The organism is Bradyrhizobium sp. ORS 375 (genome assembly GCF_000239775.1).
Classification (GTDB): domain Bacteria; phylum Pseudomonadota; class Alphaproteobacteria; order Rhizobiales; family Xanthobacteraceae; genus Bradyrhizobium.
This window is the reverse complement of the sequence record NZ_CAFI01000159.1, coordinates 1-17,561: the sequence shown is the minus strand read 5'-3', so window position 1 is coordinate 17,561 and position 17,561 is coordinate 1. Positions and strand designations below refer to the sequence as shown.

Genomic DNA, 17,561 nt, shown 5'->3' with positions numbered 1-17,561 from the left:
AAAACCGTTTTTCGGTCGCATGGGGTCTTGGAGGGTTTACGAAGGGTTGACGGATTGTCGTGTTTTCTCCCGACGCTGACGGCCCTCAATCGAGCGAAAAACAATCTTCAACCCGGCGCCTCCAGGGGCGCTTCTGCAGGAGATCTTGAACCATGAAGAAGATCCTGACCGCCGTGCTTGCGGTTGCGACAATCGCCGGTTCGCTGAGCGTGACCGCGCCGGCCGCCAAGGCTGGCGATGTCGGCGCCGGCGTGGCTGCCGGCCTGATCGGCGGCGCCCTGATCGGCGGCGCGATCGCCTCCAGCCGCCCGGCCTATGGCGGCCCGGTCTATGTCGAAGCTCCCCCGCCGGGCCCGCCCCCGTGCGTGTGGCGCCGTGAGCGCTATTGGGACGGCTACGGCTGGGTGTCCCGCCCGGTTCGCGTCTGCTACTGATCAATCCACGCATCTCGATGCGGCACGAGCCCGGCCCCACGGCCGGGCTTTTTGCTTCGCGCATCTCTCTCTCGCGGGCGCCGTCAGCGTGCGGCGTTGATCGCCTGAAGCACCGATTCGCTGGGCCAGCAGTCCACCCTCAGCCCGGCCTTTTTCTGGAACGTGCCGAGCGCGGCGCGGGTCTGCATGCCGGCCTTGCCGTCGAGCTTGTCCGCGTAGAGGCCAAGCCGCGTGAGCCCCTTCTGCATCGCCTCGACATCCTTGCTCCGCAGCTGCTGCGAGGCCGACCAGGGCGTGGCGAAGCCGGCCGGACTGGTCATGCGATCGGCGAGATGGCCGACGAACAGCACGTAGAGGTCGGAGAAATTGTACTCCTTGATGACGAAGTAGTTCGCCGTCGTCAGGAACGCCGGGCCGTAGATGCCCTCGGGCTGCAGCAGGGACGCCGGCTGCTGCTCCGCGGCGCTCAGCCGCTGGCCGCGCACCGGAACGAAGCCGGCCCGCAGCCACTCCGCGATCGGCTTCTTCACCTCCGGCACGCCCGTCGTGCAATCGACGTTGGCCGGCGGCTTGACCTCGTAGGCCCAGCGCACGCCGCTCTGCCAGCCCTTGTTAGCGAGCTGCTTGGCCGCCGAGGCCAGCGCATCCGGCACCGAGTGCCAGAGATCGATTTTGCCGTCGCCGTCGAGATCGACGCCGTGCTTGTAGTACTCCGATGGCAGGAACTGCGTCAGGCCGACCGCGCCGCCCCACGACGCCCTGAGATCGCCCCGCGACACCACGCCGTCGCTCAGCATCTTCAGCGCCATGATGAACTCGGTGCGATACTGGTCCTTGCGCCGGCCGACATAGGCCTGGGTCGCCAGCACGCGCAGCGCATCATAGGGCAGCGCGTAGCGGCCGAAATCGGTCTCGCGGCCCCAGATGGCGAGCACGATCGGGCCGGGCACGCCGAAGCGGCGCTCGATCTCGACGAGCGCCGGACGATATTGCTGGATCAGCTTCTGGCCGTGCGCGGCCAGCCGCACGATCGAGGCTTCCTTGATGTAGTCGGCCGGCACCTGCACGAACTCGGCCTGCGCCGGAGCGCCGGTCGCCGGGCGGCCGGGCAGCAACAGATCGGGGAGCTTGTAGTCGGGCTCGAGCCCGCGCGTCTCGGCATCGAACGTCGCGCGCGAAACGCCCTGCTCTTTGGCCTCTGGCCAGAGTGAGGCGACGAATTGAGCGAAGGCGGCGTCGGCGGCGCGCGCAGAACCGCCGCCGAGCGAGCAGAGCGCAACACCGAGGATGACAAGATTGCGCAAGCGCAAGAGCAACTGCCGAGCCATGCCGCAGGGCTATCACAGGCCGGGAGTCTTGTGAACGTTGGCTCGGCGCTGGAACCGTGCCTCAATGCCCCGCTGCCTGCTTCGCCTCCTCGATCGCTGCGTTCGACAGCTTGTCGACCATGGCGATGCCGATCGCTGAGAGGATGAACACGGTGTGGATGATGGTCTGCCACATCACGCCGGTCTCGGTGTAGGTCGACTTGCCCGAGGACAGCGCACCAGCCTCGATGAAGGTTCGCAGCAGATGGATCGAGGAGATGCCGATGATCGCCATCGCCAGCTTGATCTTCAGCACGCTGGCGTTGACGTGGCTGAGCCATTCCGGCTCGTCGGGATGGCCCTGCAGGTTCAGCCGCGACACGAAGGTCTCGTAGCCGCCGACGATCACCATCACGAGCAGGTTCGAGATCATGACGACGTCGATCAGGCCGAGCACCGCGAGCATGATCTGCTGCTCGGAGAAATCGAAGGCGTGGGCGAACAGGTGCCAGAGCTCCTTGAGAAAGAGCACGACATAGACGCCCTGCGCGATGATCAGCCCGACATAGAGCGGCAGCTGCAGCCAGCGCGAGCCAAAAATGAGCATGGGTATGGGGCGCAGCGCTCCGCCCTTGGAGGACAGGGTCGCGTCGGAGGAAGACATGATGAGAAATCTCGCGGCTAGATGGGATTGCGGAACGTCTATCTACGCAATCGCGCAGCGCGCGGAAGCGACAACAAGTCGCAGCAAAGGCGCGACGCTTTGTCCCGGAGCAGAGACAAGCGTCGCGCCTCGCGATCGAGATCAGCGCGTCAGCTTCTTGTACTTGACCCGGTGCGGGATCACGCTGTCCTGGCCAAGCCGGCGCATCTTGTCCTTCTCATAGTCCTGGAAGTTGCCCTCGAACCACTCGACGTGGCTGTCGCCCTCGAAGGCCAGCATGTGGGTCGCGATACGATCGAGGAACCAGCGGTCGTGGCTGATGATGACGGCGCAGCCGGCGAAATCCTCCAGCGCCTCTTCGAGCGCCCGGAGCGTGTCGACGTCGAGGTCGTTGGTCGGCTCGTCGAGCAGCAGGACGTTGGCGCCGGACTTCAGCATCTTGGCGAGATGCACGCGATTGCGCTCACCGCCGGAAAGCGCGCCGACCTTCTTCTGCTGATCGGCGCCCTTGAAGTTGAACGCCGAGCAGTAGCCGCGCGAGTTCACTTCCTTCTTGCCGAGCAGGATCAGCTCGTTGCCGCCGGAGATCTCCTCCCACACGGTCTTGTTGCCGTCGAGCGCGTCGCGCGACTGATCGACATAGCCGAGATGCACGGTCTCGCCGACGGTGATGGTGCCGGCGTCGGGCTTCTCCTGCCCCGTGATCATGCGGAACAGCGTTGTCTTGCCGGCGCCGTTCGGGCCGATCACGCCGACGATGCCGCCGGGCGGCAGCTTGAAGGTGAGATTGTCGATCAGCACGCGGTCGCCGAAGCTCTTCGACAGGCCGTCGAAATCGACGACGTTGTTGCCCAGGCGCTCGGCGACGGGGATGATGATCTGGGCAGTCTGGGTCTGCTTCTCGCTGGCCTTCTTGAGCAGCTCCTCGTAGCGCTGATAGCGCGCCTTGGACTTGGCTTGGCGGGCCTTGGGCGAGGCCGCGATCCACTCCTGCTCGCGCGCCAGCGTGCGCTGATGCGCGGCGTCCTCGCGGCCCTCCTGCTCCAGCCGCTTCTGCTTCTGCTGCAGCCAGGACGAATAATTGCCCTCGTAGGGGATGCCGCGGCCGCGATCGAGCTCGAGGATCCAGCTGGTGACGTTGTCGAGGAAGTAGCGATCGTGGGTGACGATCAGGATCGCGCCGGGATAGTTGCGCAGATGGCCTTCGAGCCAGGACACCGATTCAGCGTCGAGATGGTTGGTGGGCTCGTCGAGCAGCAGCAGCTCAGGCTGATCGAGCAACAGCCGGCACAGCGCCACGCGGCGGCGCTCACCGCCGGAGAGCTTGCTCACATCTGCGTCGTCGGGCGGACAGCGCAGCGCATCCATCGCCTGGTCGACCTTGCTGTCGAGATCCCACAGGCCCTGGGCCTCGATCTCGTCCTGCAGCTTGGTCATCTCGTCGGCGGTTTCCTCGGAGTAGTTCATCGCCAGCTCGTTGTAGCGATCCAGGATCGCCTTCTGCTTGCCGACGCCGAGCATGACGTTCTCGCGCACCGTGAGCTTGGGATCGAGCTGCGGCTCCTGCTCGAGGTAGCCGACGCGGGCGCCCTCGGCGACCCAGGCCTCGCCGGTGTAGTCCTTGTCGATGCCTGCCATGATCTTGAGCAGGGTCGACTTGCCCGAGCCGTTGACGCCGAGCACGCCGATCTTGGCATCCGGGTAGAAGGACAGATGGATGTTATCGAGCACCTTGCGGGTCGGATAGGTCTTGGACAGACCCTGCATGAAGTAGACGAACTGGCGCGCCATCGCGTGTCCCTCGAAACCTGCCGGAATTTTCGGAAAATGGTTGCCGCTGATGTAACCGCGCGGTCTGCAAAGGGCAACCGGCGAGGCGGTCATTGGCCGGGACAATCACCGGGAGAATGCCGGTCGAACCGTTCCGCCGGGCCGTGTCTCCAGGATGATTACGGGTCCCTCACCATGTGTGCGGTCGATCACGACAATTGCAACCATCTTTTAATTAATTCGGCGGGACAGTCGGGCTCGGCCCGCGAGAACCGCGCGCCCAAGCGGCGACAAGCCGAGACGACAACAGCGAGAGCCCGTCATGGCCACCCTCACGTCAGCCTCCCTGTCCGCAGCAGCGGCAGAACGCCCGAATCGATCCGGCCTGCTCGACGACGTCAGGAGCTTCTGGCGCGAATTCGTGGCGCGCGCCTTCAACCCCTATCGGCCGGAATTGCACTACATGCGCGGCCCGGGCCCGGCCTGGCGCGCGAAATACGGCGACGACGCCGCGTTCCGCATCAAGGCCGACCTCGACTGATCTTGAGCGGTGCCCCGCTTGCGCCGGCGGCGCTTTGCGCGCAACGATGATGTCCATTCGCCAGGCGACCAGCCGTCGCCCTTCCCACCCCGAATGGATCCGACCGATGACGCGGCTGCGCTGTGCAATCCTCGACGACTATTACGATACGGCCCTGTCGCTGGCCGACTGGCCCCGGCTGGCCGACCGCGTCGATGTCACCGCCTTCACGCATCCATTCGCCAATGAGGACGCGGCCGCCGCCGCTTTGGCCGATTTCGACATCGTCTGCGCGATGCGCGAGCGGACGCCGTTCCCGCGCGCCCTGATCGAGCGGCTGCCGAAGCTCAAGCTGCTGATCACCTCGGGCATGCGCAATGCGGCGATCGACACGGACGCCGCCAAGGTCCGCGGCATCGTGCTCTGCGGCACGCAATATGGCCGCGATCCGACAGCGCCGCTGACCATGGGCCTGATCCTGGAGCTGACCCGCCGGATCGGCCAGGAGAATGCCCGCATGCATGCCGGACAGCCTTGGCAGGCGCTGGGCGGGGTGGAGATCGAGGGACGGACGCTCGGCATCATCGGCCTCGGCAAGCTCGGCAACAAGGTTGCGGGGCTCGCCAAGGCGTTCGGCATGAACGTCATCGCCTGGAGCCCGAATCTGACACCGGAGCGCTGCAAGGACGCCGGGGTGGGCTACGCCACCAAGGACGAGCTGTTTGCGACTGCCGATATCGTCACGATCCATGTCGTGCTCAGCGACCGCTCGCGCGGGCTGGTTGGTGCCGCCGATATCGCCCGGATGAAGCCCTCGGCCTATCTCGTCAACACCTCGCGGGCGCCGATCGTGGATGAAGTGGCGCTGCTGCAGGCCCTGCGTGAGAAGCGCATCGCGGGCGCCGGCCTCGACGTGTTCACGGTCGAGCCGCTGCCGGTCGTTCATCCGCTACGCGGGCTCGACAACGTCGTGCTGACCCCGCATCTCGGCTACGTCACCGAGGAGAGCTTTCGCGCCCATTACGGCCAGATGGTCGAGTGCATCGCAGCCTGGCTCGGTGGCGCTGAGCCGCCGCGCCGGTTGGCCTGATCGGCTTCCAAATAGCAAAACACCCTCCGTGAGGAGGGTGTTTGACCATCGATCGAAGCCCGCTCAGCGGATGGTGACCGGCGGCGGCAGCGGCTGCATCGTGGCCGGCTGGGCGGCCGGGACATTGGCCTGGGCCTGAACCGGAGCCTGCTGCGGGGCCGGCGCCGGGGCGCCGTTGGCTGCGGCCGCCATGTTCTTGTTGGACCCCGCTGGCGCGCCGCCCGGCATGACGACGACACGGGTGCCGACCTTGACGCGGTCGAACAGGTCGGAGACGTCCTCGTTCAGCATGCCGATGCAGCCAGACGACACGAACTTGCCGATCGTCGAAGGCTGGTTGGTGCCGTGGATGCGGTAAACGGTCGAGCCGAGATACATCGCGCGAGCGCCGAGCGGATTGCCCTCACCGCCGGCCATGAAGCGCGGCAGATAGGGCTGGCGTTCGATCATCTCGCTCGGCGGATACCAATCCGGCCACTCGGTCTTCTTGGTGATCTTCTGCACGCCGGTCCAGGTGAAACCCTCGCGACCGACTCGGACGCCGTAGCGCATCGCCCGGCCATTGCCGAGCACCAGATAGAGGTAGGTGTTCGGCGTATCGACGACGATCGTCCCCGGCGGCTCCTTGGTGACGAAGTCGACCTCCTGGCGGCGCAGGTTCGCCGGCAACGGTGCCGGCGCGGCATCGGGCTGCTCCTCGGGCGGAAGCGCCGCGACCGTCATCGGCCGGTTACCGGCAGGCGCCTGGGCGGTCCCCGGCACGGAGGATGCGCCGCCCACGACTCCAGGCGGGCGCGGCGCGCCGGCATCGCCACCGGGCGCGGCATTGCCGTAGGTACCGCCATAAGCCTGCTGGCCCGCGGCGGGACGATCGGCATAGATCACCGGCGGCGGACCGGCCGGGCGGCCGTAACGCGGATCATCCGGAGACATCACAGGGCCGTTCGGCGCAGCACTGTAGACCGGCGCACCCGCCGGACGGCCATAGCGCGGATCATCGGGTGACAGAACCGGCCCATTCGGCGCGGCGCCATAAACCGGAGCGTGGGCTGGGCGGCCATAGCGCGGATCGTCCGGCGACATCACGGGACCAGGCGGGGGCAGCGCGGCCGAGTTGCCGGGGGCGTCCTCGTCGTCGATCGCGTCAAAATCCGGACCCTGGCCGCGCATGTCGGTGGGATAAGGCGTCGGCGCAGGCGAATACGCGCCGGGCGCCGTCTGATAGACCTGCTGTGCCTCGACAGACGAAGTTGCCGCCACGCCCGCTGCCGCGACCGCGCAAACCGTCAGGATTTGTCTGATCATCATTGCCCTTGCAGTATCCCCAAGCCGCCGATTGGGACCTTTGCTGTGCCAGATGGCCGAAGATAGCGGCGCATTCAAGACAAATCGGCCCAGCGCGGTCCCAATTCGGCAATTTGTGATCATGTCTCCGTCGTTGCACGGAAGTCTCACGCCGCCGAAAAAGTGCAGCCGAGCCGCTGCAGGCCGCATGAACGCCGCGATTTGGCGAGCGAGCGGGAACGCTTTCGGTATTCTGACTTCAGCCTGATTCGCGATGCACGGCAGAAGCCGGCCCCGTCGCGAACGCGGCCATTCCCTGTGATCACCGCGTTCCCTACTGGCTCGAATGTCTCGGCAGTCCCGCTGCCGTGGCGGAGAGTTCCCGTCAATGCTTCCCGGCTTTCGTTTTCTGGTCGCCGCGATCGTCTGCTCCATCTCTCTCACCATCTTCGGCATGGGCGCTGCTGCCCTGTTGCGCGCTGCCCATGAGCAGTTCGCCAGCAATTCGTCCTGGCGCTCGACACAGGCATCGGGCTTCACGACATTCCTGCCTCCGGCCGAGCCGACGCCGGTTTTGGCCGTGCTGCGCGTCGAGCCGACCCCGACGCAGCCAACGCTCGCCGTCGAGCCTCCGCCCGCCGTGGTCAGTCCGGCCGAGCTGCCGAGCCCAGCGTCGGCGCCGGTCGCCGAGAAGCCGGACGTGACACCGGTCGCGGAAGCCCCCGCATTGCCGACGCCCTCGCTGCCGGCAGAAACGGTCGACACCACGAAGGCCATCATTGTCGCCAAGGCAGTCACGACGCCCGACCCAAGCCGAGATAGCGTCAGGCCAGACCCTACCGTTTCAGAGACGGGCATTGCGGTCGTTGAAAAGGCAGCCGACAAGCCCAAGATGGACACGGCGTCGGACGCCGCAGCTCCAGCCGCCCCCGTCGCTTCGGGCGATGCGGCGGTCGTTCCAGCAGCAGCTCCGCCTGCACCTCAGGTCGTTGCCAGCGCCGATCCGGCGGCGGCCCCGCTCTCATCGCCCGCCCCCGTCACGGCCGTGCTCGATCCGATTGCCGCCAAGCTCGCCGCGCTCGCCGAACAGCCCGTCCATCAGGAACGTCCGGCCGCAAGCGAGCACCGGGCCTCGGTGAAGGTGGCCAGCGTCCAGTTGCGGCGGAGCGTGCTGAAGAAGCGCCAGGCGCGCGAGAAGCAGCTTGCGGCACGTCGTGCCAAGCAGCGGCGCTACGCGCAGCGGGTCCGCGCAGCCCGCGAGGCGGCTGCCCAGCAGCAACAACAGGCCTTCCCCGATCCGTTCGGCCAGCAGCCGTTCGGACAGCCCCAGGCGATCGGCCAACAGGCCGCCGGTCCGCGCACGCGATGACGGCGTCGGATCAGGCCGGACCGGTTGCGACCGGCGGGCCGTTCTCGACGCCCCATTCCGACCAGGAGCCGTCGTAGAGCGCGGTGTCGCGGATGCCGAGCCGGTAGAGCGCCAATGTCAGCACGGCTGCGGACACACCAGATCCGCAGGAGGTGACGATCGGCTTGCCAAGATCGACGCCGGCCGCACCGAACGCCTTGCGCAGCTCCTCCAGCGGCTTCATCACGCCCGTCGCGGCGTCGAACAAGTCCGCGTAAGGCAGATTGCGGCTGCCGGGAATGTGGCCGGATCGCAGGCCCGGCCGTGGCTCGGCCACCTCACCCGCGAAGCGCGGCGCCTGACGGGCATCGATCACCTGCTCCGCCCCCGCGGCGAGATTGGCCACCATCTGCTCGATCTTGCGGACGCGCGCGGCGTCGAAGCTCGCGACATACGTTCCGGCGCTCGGCGTCACCTGGCCACCGTCGACAGGTCGTCCCTCGGCGATCCACTTCTTCAAGCCGCCGTCGAGCACGCGGACATCCTGGTGGCCGAACGACAGGAACATCCACCAGGCGCGCGGCGCGGCCACCCAGCCGCCGGCGTCGTAGACCACCACCGTGTCGGCATTGCTGACGCCGAGCCTTGCCGCGTCGCGGCTGAACTGCTCCGCGCTCGGATACATGTGCGGCAGCGGATTGGAATGGTCGGAGACCTCATCAACGTCGAAGAAGGCGGCGCCGGGAATGTGCGCCTTCAGGTAGTCGTCCTTCGGGAGCGGCAGCACGCCGGGCATCTTGAAGGTCGCGTCGAGCACCTTGACCTTGGGATCACCGAGATGCGCCGCGAGCCAGTCGGTGGTAACGAGCGGGTCGTTAGGGGTGGTCATCGCGAGGCTCCAGCGTCACTTTCCATTCGTCATCGCCGGACTCGATCCGGCGATCCATCTTCTTCAAGCGATGGACACGCGGGTCAAGCCCGCGTGTGACGCGTTCGTTCAATCCTTCTTCTTCGGCGCCCAGGCCTCGACAGGCCCGCCGGCCTCGCGCCACGCGGCGAAGCCGCCGCCGATATGCGCGACCGGCTTCAGGCCCATATCCTTGGCGGTCTTGGCGGCGAGCGCCGAGCGCAGGCCGCCGGCGCAGTGGAAGATGAAAGTCTTGTCCTGCTGAAAGATCGGCTTGGCGTAGGGGCTCTGCGGGTCGATCCAGAATTCCAGCATGCCGCGGGTGCAGGAGAATGCGCCGGGGATCCTGCCCTCGCGCTCGATCTCGCGCGGATCGCGGATGTCGACGATCACGACGTCGTCGCGCTTGGCGACCTCGATCGCTTCAGCGGCGGAGAGCGTCTCGATCTCGGCATTGGCTTCGTCGAGCAGCGCCTTGATGCCGCGGGTGATGGTCTGGGGCATTCTCTCGTTTCCTCTTGGCGCGTCCTCTTGGCATCTGGCACGCCGTCACATTCGCCGTCATTCCGGGGCGGTCCGCAGGACCGAACCCGGAATCCAGAGCTGATACGACGACTTCTGGATTCCGGGTCCGGTCGCTGTCGCGACCGCCCCGGAATGACGGGGCCGTTCTACCGCACCAGCTCCTTCATCGCATTCTCCAGCCCTTCGATCGTGATCGGATACATGCGCTCGGAGAAGATGCGGCGGATGATGGTGGTGGATTCCGAATAGTCCCAGTGCTTCTGCGCCACCGGATTGAGCCACACCGTGTGCGGATAGGTGCGGATGACGCGATCGAGCCACACCGAGCCCGGCTCCTCGTTGACGTGCTCGACCGAGCCGCCCGGCACCATGATCTCGTAAGGGCTCATCGAGGCGTCGCCGACGAAGACCACCTTGTAGTCGTGCGGGTACTTGTGCAGCACGTCCCAGGTCGGCGTACGGTCGGTGAACCGCCGCTTGTTCTGCTTCCAAACCCCCTCGTAGAGGCAGTTGTGGAAGTAGAAATATTCCATGTGCTTGAATTCGGTCTTAGCCGCCGAGAACAATTCCTCGACCTGCGCGACGTGGGAATCCATCGAGCCGCCGATGTCGAAGAACACCAGGACCTTCACCGCGTTGCGCCGCTCGGGACGCATGTGCACGTCGAGATAGCCGTGATTGGCGGTCTCTCGGATCGTGGTGTCCAGATCGAGCTCGTCCGGCGCGCCGGTGCGGGCGAATTTGCGCAGGCGCCGCAGCGCCACCTTGATGTTGCGGATGCCGAGCTCGACATTGCCGTCGAGGTCCTTGAACTCGCGGCGGTCCCACACCTTCACGGCGCGGTTGTTGCGGTTCTTGTCCTGGCCGATGCGGACGCCTTCGGGATTGTAGCCGTAAGCACCGAATGGCGAGGTGCCGGCGGTGCCGATCCACTTGTTGCCGCCCTGGTGGCGGCCCTTCTGCTCTTCCAGCCGCTTCTTCAAGGTCTCCATGAGCTTGTCCCAGCCCATGGCCTCGATCTCTTTCTTCTCTTCCTCGGTGAGGTACTTCTCGGCGAGCTTGCGCAGCCACTCCTCGGGGATTTCGGCCTTCTCCATCGCATCCAGGAGATTTTCCAACCCCTTGAACACGGTGCCGAAGACGCGATCGAACTTATCGAGATTGCGTTCGTCCTTCACCAGCGCCGTGCGCGACAGATAGTAGAAGTTCTCCACCGAATGCTCGGCGAGATCGGCATCGATGGCCTCCATCAGCGTGAGATATTCACGCAAGGAGACCGGGACCTGCGCGTCGCGCAGTGCTGTGAAGAATTGCAGGAACATGCCCATTAGATCGCGCGGCCAAGAGGGCACGTCAAGGGCCGCTCCTTTGGGCTTGGCCTGGACCGGGCGGCTTTTTGCTCTACAATCCCAGGAACCACGGATGGAATGGGGGTTTTCATGGGTATCATTGCAGCGCTGATCATCGGCGCCATCGCGGGCTGGCTGGCCGGGCTGATCGTGCGCGGCGCCGGTTTCGGCCTGATCGGCAACATGGTGATCGGCATCGTCGGCGCCCTGGTCGCGAGCTACGTGCTGCCGGCGCTGCACATTGCGCTGGCGAGCGGCACGTTGGGGTCGATCCTGGACGCCACGATCGGTGCGGTCATCGTGCTCGTGATCCTCTCGCTGATCCGGCGCGCTTGATTATTTCCGCTTCCGATGGCAGCCATCATCTCAAAGCCGCTGCCGCGGCGTAGCCACTCAACACAAGTTCGACCGACAAGCGAGGCCCGATGAAATTTACCGGTACCCAGGACTACGTCGCCACCGACGACCTCAAAGTGGCCGTCAACGCGGCGATCGTGCTCGAGCGCCCACTGCTGGTGAAGGGCGAGCCGGGGACCGGCAAGACCGTGCTGGCCGAGGAGGTCGCCAAGGCCGTCAACGCGCCGCTGCTCACCTGGCACATCAAGTCGACCACCAAAGCTCAGCAGGGCCTCTACGAATACGACGCCGTGTCGCGGCTGCGCGACAGCCAGCTCGGCGACTCCCGAGTGTCCGACATCAAGAACTACATCAAGCGCGGCAAGCTGTGGGAGGCCTTCACCGCCGAGCAGCGTCCGGTTTTGCTGATCGACGAGATCGACAAGGCCGACATCGAGTTTCCGAACGATCTGCTGCTCGAGCTCGACCGGATGGAGTTCCACGTCTACGAGACCAACGAGACCATCAAGGCCAAGCTGCGCCCGATCGTCATCATCACCTCCAATAACGAGAAGGAGCTGCCCGACGCGTTCCTGCGCCGCTGCTTCTTCCACTACATCAAGTTCCCCGATGCCGACACGATGGGCCGGATCGTCGACGTGCACTTCCCGAACATCAAGAAGCGGCTGGTCGAGGAGGCCCTGCGGATCTTCTTCGAGGTGCGCGACGTGCCCGGCCTGAAGAAGAAGCCGTCGACCTCCGAGCTGCTCGACTGGCTCAAGCTCCTGCTCAACGAGGACATCGGGCCCGAGCAGCTGCGCGAGCGCGATCCGCGCAAGCTGATCCCGCCGCTGCACGGCGCCCTGCTCAAGAACGAGCAGGACGTGCATCTGTTTGAGCGCCTCGCCTTCCTCAGCCGGCGCGAGGTCTGAGTTCTCCGCCGCGCGCTCGGCGGCCCTCCGCCGCCGAGGCCTCATTGTCTCGTTCCGGTCTCGACCATGCGACCGAGCGCACCGATGATTCCGTCGACTGCGATCGGCTTCTCGCAGCGGAGGATGTTCGAGAACCGGTCGGGAATGATGGATTCGTCATAGCCCGTCGTGAACACGAAGGGGATGCCGCGTTCGATCAGCAGGTCCGCAACCGGAAACGCCATCTCGCCGCGCAGGTTGACGTCGAGAACGGCGCCGTCGATCGCCCCCTCGCGCGCTGCGAGAACGAGCGCATCGGTGACGGTTCCGACCGGTCCCAGCACCGTGGCGCCGGCGTCACCGAGTTCTGCCCGCAGTTCGTCGGCAAGCATGTACTCGTCCTCGACAATGAGAATGCGGCGGTCACTCAGCGGGCGTTCAAGCATGATCGTCGAGCTCCAGCGTGGTGAGTGAAACGGGAATCGAAATCGTGCAGCGGATGCCGTCGGGCGCCAGGGAGTACGCGGTCCTGGCGCTGAGCTGATAGGGCAAGGCCTGCTCGATCAGTTCACGCCCCTGCCCCGTGCCGCCGGGCAAGGCACCGGGCGGCGGCATCACGACGCCGCTCTCCCGCCAGTCGATGTGCAGCCAGGGTCTGTCGTCAGCGCCGCGCCGTTCGAGCGACCAGACCACTGCGAGACGGCCCGCCGGCTGCGCGAGGGCACCATATTTCACGGCGTTGGTGGCGAGCTCATGCAGCGCCATGGCGAGCGTCTGCACGGTGGATGACCGCAGCCGCACGCCCGACGGACCTGAAAGCTCAACGCGCTCGGACCCGCCTGCCACCGCGGACAGCTCGCTGCGGATCAGATCGTCGAAGGTGACGCGGTCATGCTCCTTCAGGCGCGACAACAGTCCCTGCACGCGGGACAAGGTGTCCAGCCGATCGCGGTAGCGGGCGCGGAAATCGGCGAGATCCGTGCTGGCGCGGGCCGTCTTGTCGGCCATCGAGCGGACGACCGCCAACAGATTGCGGGTGCGATGCTGCAGCTCGGCGACCAGCACCTTCTGCCGCTCCTCCCATTCGCGCCGCTCGGTCACATCGATCATCGCGCCGGTCATGCGGATCGGCTGTCCGGCATCGTCGTAGAAGAAGCGCCCGCGGCCGTAGAGATAGCGGATCGAGCCGTTCGGGTGCACGACGCGAAACTCGCGCACATATTCCTCGCCCGCCTCCATCGCCCGGCGCAGCGCCGCCTCTGTCTCTGCACGATCCTCCGGATGAAGCCGCACCGTCCAGGCCTCGTAGCTCGGCGTCACCTCGCCGACGCCATAGCCTTCCATGCGGAAGTGCTCGTCGGACCAGTAGACCTCGCCGGTTACGACATTCCAGTCCCACAGCCCCAGTCGCCCGACCTCCACCGCGCTGCGCAGCCGCTCCTCGCTCTTGCGCAGCTCATGCTCGGCCTGCTTCTGCTCGGTGACGTCGCGCGCCGCGCCGAACCACTCGACAATTTCGCCGCGAGCATCGAGCATGGGCACGGCGCGTGATTGCGCCCAGCCAAGCGTGCCGTCGAGCCGGATAACACGGTGTTCGAGCTCGAAGGCGGCCTTCGCCTCGATCGCCCGCTGGATCGCGGCCATCACCTGCGGCTGATCGTCCCGATGAATATACTTGGCGAGCCAGCCCTGGCTCGGATCCATCGTGTCGGCGATGAAATCCTTGCCCTGGAGATAGCGCATCTCGCTCCAGTCCGGGCTCATGCGATAGACGATATCCGAGCTCGCGGTGACGAAGGCGCGGAAGCGTTCCTCGCTGGCCTGCAGACGCTCGGTCGCTTCGGCGCGAACGCGGGCCATCTTCAGATACGCCTCGACGCGCGCCAGCAGCTCCCGCGCGCTGAACGGCTTGATGAGATAGTCGTCAGCTCCCGCCTGCATGCCCTCGACGCGGCTCTCCTCGCCCGCCCGCGCGGACAGCAGAATCAGCGGGATCGTGCTGAGCTGCGGGTCGGCGCGCAGCCGCGCCAACAATTGCAGGCCGTCGACCCGCGGCATCATCACATCGGACAGCACGAGGTCAGGCTTGCGCTGGGCGATCGCAGCAAGCGCGGCCTCGCCATCCGCCGCCGTCTCGACTTCGTAACGATCGGTGAGCAGACGACGGACATAATCACGCATGTCGGCATTGTCATCGGCGAGCAGGATGCGAGGGCGTAGTCCGATTGTTTCGCGGGATGGCGCCACCGGGTCGAGGTCGCGGACGATATGCGCGTCGAGGGACGACGTATCAGGCAACCAGCGCAGCGCCTCCTCGATGAACGGTTGCGCCAAGCGCCGATCAGCACCCGGCCGCGGTGCGGTGTCGATCTTGGATGAGACCAGTCGCGGCGGTCTCGTCGGCATGCTGATCGTGAACGTGCTGCCCTCTCCGGGCACACTGACGACGCCGACCGCTCCGCCGTGGAGCTTCGCAAGCTCGTGCACCAGCGCAAGCCCGATCCCCGAGCCCTCATGAGTTCGGCCTGAAGCGCCAGCCACGCGGTGAAAGCGCTCGAACAGCTTCGGCAGTTCGTGCTGTGGAATGCCGGTGCCGGTATCACGGACGGACAGCTCGAAACGACCATCTAACCCGCGCAGCTTCACCTCGATCTCGCCCGTGACGGTGAACTTGAAGGCATTGGAGAGGAGGTTGAGGACGATCTTCTCCCACATGTCGCGATCGACGAAGGCGGTTTCCTGCAACGGCGGGCAATCGACGATGAGCTTCAGTCCCGCCGCCTCGATGGCCGAGCGGAAGACGCTCGCGAGCTCGGCCGTCACGTTCGCCAGATCGACCGGCGCATAGGTGGCCTGCATCCGTCCGGCCTCGAGGCGCGAGAAGTCCAGCAGCGTATTGACCAGCTTGAGCAGCCGCAACGCATTGCGTTGCGCGATCTCCAGCCTGTCGCGATCCTCCGGCAGCGGCCCCTGCGGTCGCGACAGCATGTCCTCGAGCGGGCTGAGCATCAGGGTGAGCGGCGTGCGAAACTCGTGGCTCACATTGGCGAAGAACTCGGTCTTGGCCCGGTCGATCTCGGCGAGCGCCTCCGCGCGCCGCCGCTCCTCCTCATAGGCGAGCGTCTCTGCGAACGAGCTGCCGAGTTGAGTTGCCATCAGCTTGAAAAAATCCTGGTGCTCGGCATCAAGCGCACGGCGCGGGTTGGCGCCGCAGATCAGGATCGCAGTCGGCCGTTCGCGTCCGGTCGTGACCGGCAGCACCTCCGCGAGCCGTGGCGGCTCGGGCCAGGCGCCTCTCGGCACATCAGCAAACCGCGAGCCGTCGAGTTCGACGCGCACCGGGGCCACCGCATGCGCCGCCCCTCCGAGCGGCCAGAGTGCGTCCTCTTCCAGATCGAGAACGATCTGCTCGGGCGCGACGGCGTTGCCCGGCTCGACGCCGGCGGCGCCGAGCAACTGCGCCGATCGCCCATCCTCACTTGGCTGATAGATCAGCGCGAATGGAACGTCGTGTGGGTTCTCGGCGAGGATATCGGCCACGCCGCGGCAGGCATGCTGCAAGCTCTCGGCGCGGCCACGCGCAGCGAGATCGCGCAAGGTCCGCATCCGACGCTCGCCGACGACTTTGGCAGTGGTCTCGATGACCGGCGTGAACACGCCGCCGACGCCGCCGGTCTCATCGCGAATCGGCGAATAGGAGAACGAGAAGTAGGTCTCTTCGAGATAGCCGTGACGATCAATGAAAAGCGGCAGATCGCGCGAGCGCGTCGCCTCGCCGCGCGCGATGACCTGCTGCAGCATCGGGCCGATGACGTCCCAGATCTCTGGCCACACCGCACGGCCCGGAGCGCCCAGCGCGGAGGGGTGTTTCTGCGGGCCCAGGATCGCTCGATACTCGTCGTTGTAGAGCATGACGAGCTCGGGTCCCCACCAGATCAGGATCGGGAATGCGCAATCGAGGCAGGTGCTGACCGAGGTGCGCAACGATTGCGGCCAGCACTCCGGCGGGCCCAGCGGCGACGAGGACCAGTCATGGGCGCGCATCAGCTCCCCCATCTGTCCGCCGCCCTGCAGGAAATCGGCCCCGCGCGCGAGGACCTGAAACTTCCCGCGGCTGGCATCCGAGTGCTCGTTCAAGCGTTGCCCCTTTTTCGCCGCACAGTATCGTGAAACGCGCGGCGACGCCAAGCATGGGCCTGGCTGGAGAACCTTACGGCCAGCATGGAACCGGACAGCACGCCGTGAGTTCCATTTTCCGCATCGCCATCCACAGCCGATCCGGAACACGGGACAAGCCACCCGGAATGCTCGACGTGCGTGCCCCGGCTTGATATGCGCCACCCTCTGCGAGACGCGGGTTTGAGTCGGGGCACATGACGGTTGCGATCGAGATGGGGCAGACGGCGGCGGGATCGCCTGCGGCCCTCGACCTCGAAGAACTGCTGGCGACTCGCCTCCTCGTGCAGGGTAATTCCGGCTCCGGCAAATCGCATCTGTTGCGACGACTGCTCGAGCAGAGCGCACCCTGGGTGCAGCAGACGATCATCGATCCCGAAGGCGACTTCGTCACGCTCGCGGAGCGATTCGGCCATCTCGTCATCGAGGCCGAGGACCACACCGAGCGCGCCCTCCAAGTCGCCGGCGAGCGCGCACGTATTCATCGCGTCTCCACCGTGCTCAATCTCGAAGGCCTCGATGCCGAGAACCAGATGCGGCGGGCGGCCGCGTTTCTCAACGGGCTGTTCGAGATCTCCCGCGACCATTGGTACCCGATGCTCGTCGTCGTCGACGAAGCTCAGCTGTTCGCGCCCGCCGTCGCCGGTGAAGTCTCCGACGAGGCGCGCAAAGCTTCGCTGGGCGCGATGACCAACCTGATGTGCCGCGGCCGCAAGCGCGGACTGGCGGGGGTGATCGCGACGCAGCGTCTGGCGAAGCTCGCCAAGAACGTCGCGGCAGAAGCCTCGAACTTTCTCATGGGCCGCACCTTCCTCGACATCGACATGGCACGCGCCGCCGACCTGCTCGGCATGGAGCGGCGTCAGGCCGAGGCGTTCCGCGACCTCGAGCGCGGCCAGTTCATGGCACTGGGCCCCGCGCTGTCGCGCCGGCCGCTGGG

General features: G+C 66.1%; 16 protein-coding genes. 7 read left to right on the top strand and 9 right to left on the bottom strand.

What is annotated here, in order from left to right:
* The first annotated feature begins 152 nt into the window (after positions 1-152).
* On the top strand, positions 153-434 hold the full coding sequence (locus tag BRAO375_RS13795) for a hypothetical protein (protein WP_008964967.1): 282 nt from the start codon (positions 153-155) through the stop codon (positions 432-434).
* Positions 435-517: 83 nt separating this feature from the next.
* Here BRAO375_RS13795 and BRAO375_RS13790 read toward each other — a convergent pair whose 3' ends face one another.
* From BRAO375_RS13790 to ettA, 3 genes are all read right to left on the bottom strand, one after another.
* On the bottom strand, positions 518-1,762 hold the full coding sequence (locus BRAO375_RS13790) for a lytic murein transglycosylase (protein ID WP_009028086.1): 1,245 nt from the start codon (positions 1,760-1,762) through the stop codon (positions 518-520).
* A gap of 61 nt (positions 1,763-1,823) precedes the next feature.
* Positions 1,824-2,405, bottom strand: a complete 582-nt coding sequence (locus tag BRAO375_RS13785; RefSeq protein ID WP_009028085.1) for a TIGR00645 family protein — start codon at positions 2,403-2,405, stop codon at positions 1,824-1,826.
* 141 nt (positions 2,406-2,546) lie between these two features.
* Positions 2,547-4,196, bottom strand: coding sequence for an energy-dependent translational throttle protein EttA (ettA, locus tag BRAO375_RS13780; protein WP_009028084.1), 1,650 nt, complete (start codon positions 4,194-4,196; stop codon positions 2,547-2,549).
* Between the two features lie 301 nt (positions 4,197-4,497).
* Between ettA and BRAO375_RS13775 the strand changes: the two genes are divergently transcribed.
* Positions 4,498-4,716: a hypothetical protein gene (locus tag BRAO375_RS13775; RefSeq protein WP_009028083.1), complete on the top strand. Its 219-nt coding sequence runs from the start codon at positions 4,498-4,500 to the stop codon at positions 4,714-4,716.
* Between the two features lie 106 nt (positions 4,717-4,822).
* Entirely contained in the window at positions 4,823-5,785 is a 963-nt protein-coding gene (locus tag BRAO375_RS13770) for a D-2-hydroxyacid dehydrogenase family protein (RefSeq protein ID WP_009028082.1), read from the top strand.
* 63 nt (positions 5,786-5,848) lie between these two features.
* Here the strand turns inward: BRAO375_RS13770 and BRAO375_RS13765 are convergent, their stop codons facing one another.
* Positions 5,849-7,093, bottom strand: coding sequence for a L,D-transpeptidase family protein (locus tag BRAO375_RS13765; protein WP_009028081.1), 1,245 nt, complete (start codon positions 7,091-7,093; stop codon positions 5,849-5,851).
* Positions 7,094-7,457: 364 nt separating this feature from the next.
* On the opposite strand from BRAO375_RS13765, the gene BRAO375_RS13760 reads away from it, so the two are divergent.
* Complete coding sequence (locus BRAO375_RS13760) at positions 7,458-8,438, top strand: hypothetical protein (RefSeq protein ID WP_009028080.1); 981 nt, start codon at positions 7,458-7,460, stop codon at positions 8,436-8,438.
* Positions 8,439-8,448: 10 nt separating this feature from the next.
* Here the strand turns inward: BRAO375_RS13760 and sseA are convergent, their stop codons facing one another.
* The 3 genes from sseA to BRAO375_RS13745 form a co-directional block, all read right to left on the bottom strand.
* Complete coding sequence (gene sseA / locus BRAO375_RS13755; RefSeq protein ID WP_009028079.1) at positions 8,449-9,306, bottom strand: 3-mercaptopyruvate sulfurtransferase; 858 nt, start codon at positions 9,304-9,306, stop codon at positions 8,449-8,451.
* Positions 9,307-9,414: 108 nt separating this feature from the next.
* Positions 9,415-9,828 (bottom strand): rhodanese-like domain-containing protein, encoded by a 414-nt coding sequence (locus BRAO375_RS13750; RefSeq protein ID WP_009028078.1) that lies wholly within the window; start codon positions 9,826-9,828, stop codon positions 9,415-9,417.
* Positions 9,829-9,995: 167 nt separating this feature from the next.
* Positions 9,996-11,171, bottom strand: coding sequence for a vWA domain-containing protein (locus tag BRAO375_RS13745; protein WP_009028077.1), 1,176 nt, complete (start codon positions 11,169-11,171; stop codon positions 9,996-9,998).
* A gap of 117 nt (positions 11,172-11,288) precedes the next feature.
* Between BRAO375_RS13745 and BRAO375_RS13740 the strand changes: the two genes are divergently transcribed.
* The gene (locus tag BRAO375_RS13740) at positions 11,289-11,534 is read left to right on the top strand and encodes a GlsB/YeaQ/YmgE family stress response membrane protein (RefSeq protein WP_009028076.1); all 246 of its coding nucleotides are present in this window, start codon (positions 11,289-11,291) and stop codon (positions 11,532-11,534) included.
* 89 nt (positions 11,535-11,623) lie between these two features.
* Entirely contained in the window at positions 11,624-12,466 is an 843-nt protein-coding gene (locus BRAO375_RS13735) for an AAA family ATPase (protein WP_008964954.1), read from the top strand.
* A gap of 41 nt (positions 12,467-12,507) precedes the next feature.
* Here BRAO375_RS13735 and BRAO375_RS13730 read toward each other — a convergent pair whose 3' ends face one another.
* Together BRAO375_RS13730 and BRAO375_RS13725 are read right to left on the bottom strand one after the other, a co-directional pair.
* Positions 12,508-12,891 (bottom strand): response regulator, encoded by a 384-nt coding sequence (locus BRAO375_RS13730; RefSeq protein WP_009028075.1) that lies wholly within the window; start codon positions 12,889-12,891, stop codon positions 12,508-12,510.
* Positions 12,884-16,582, bottom strand: coding sequence for a PAS domain-containing protein (locus BRAO375_RS13725; protein WP_009028074.1), 3,699 nt, complete (start codon positions 16,580-16,582; stop codon positions 12,884-12,886). Before BRAO375_RS13725 ends, BRAO375_RS13730 begins: the two co-directional genes overlap by 8 nt.
* 236 nt (positions 16,583-16,818) lie before the next feature.
* Here BRAO375_RS13725 and BRAO375_RS13720 point away from each other — a divergent pair.
* On the top strand, positions 16,819-17,561 hold a 743-nt coding region (locus tag BRAO375_RS13720), incomplete at its 3' end, for a helicase HerA domain-containing protein (RefSeq protein WP_035640243.1).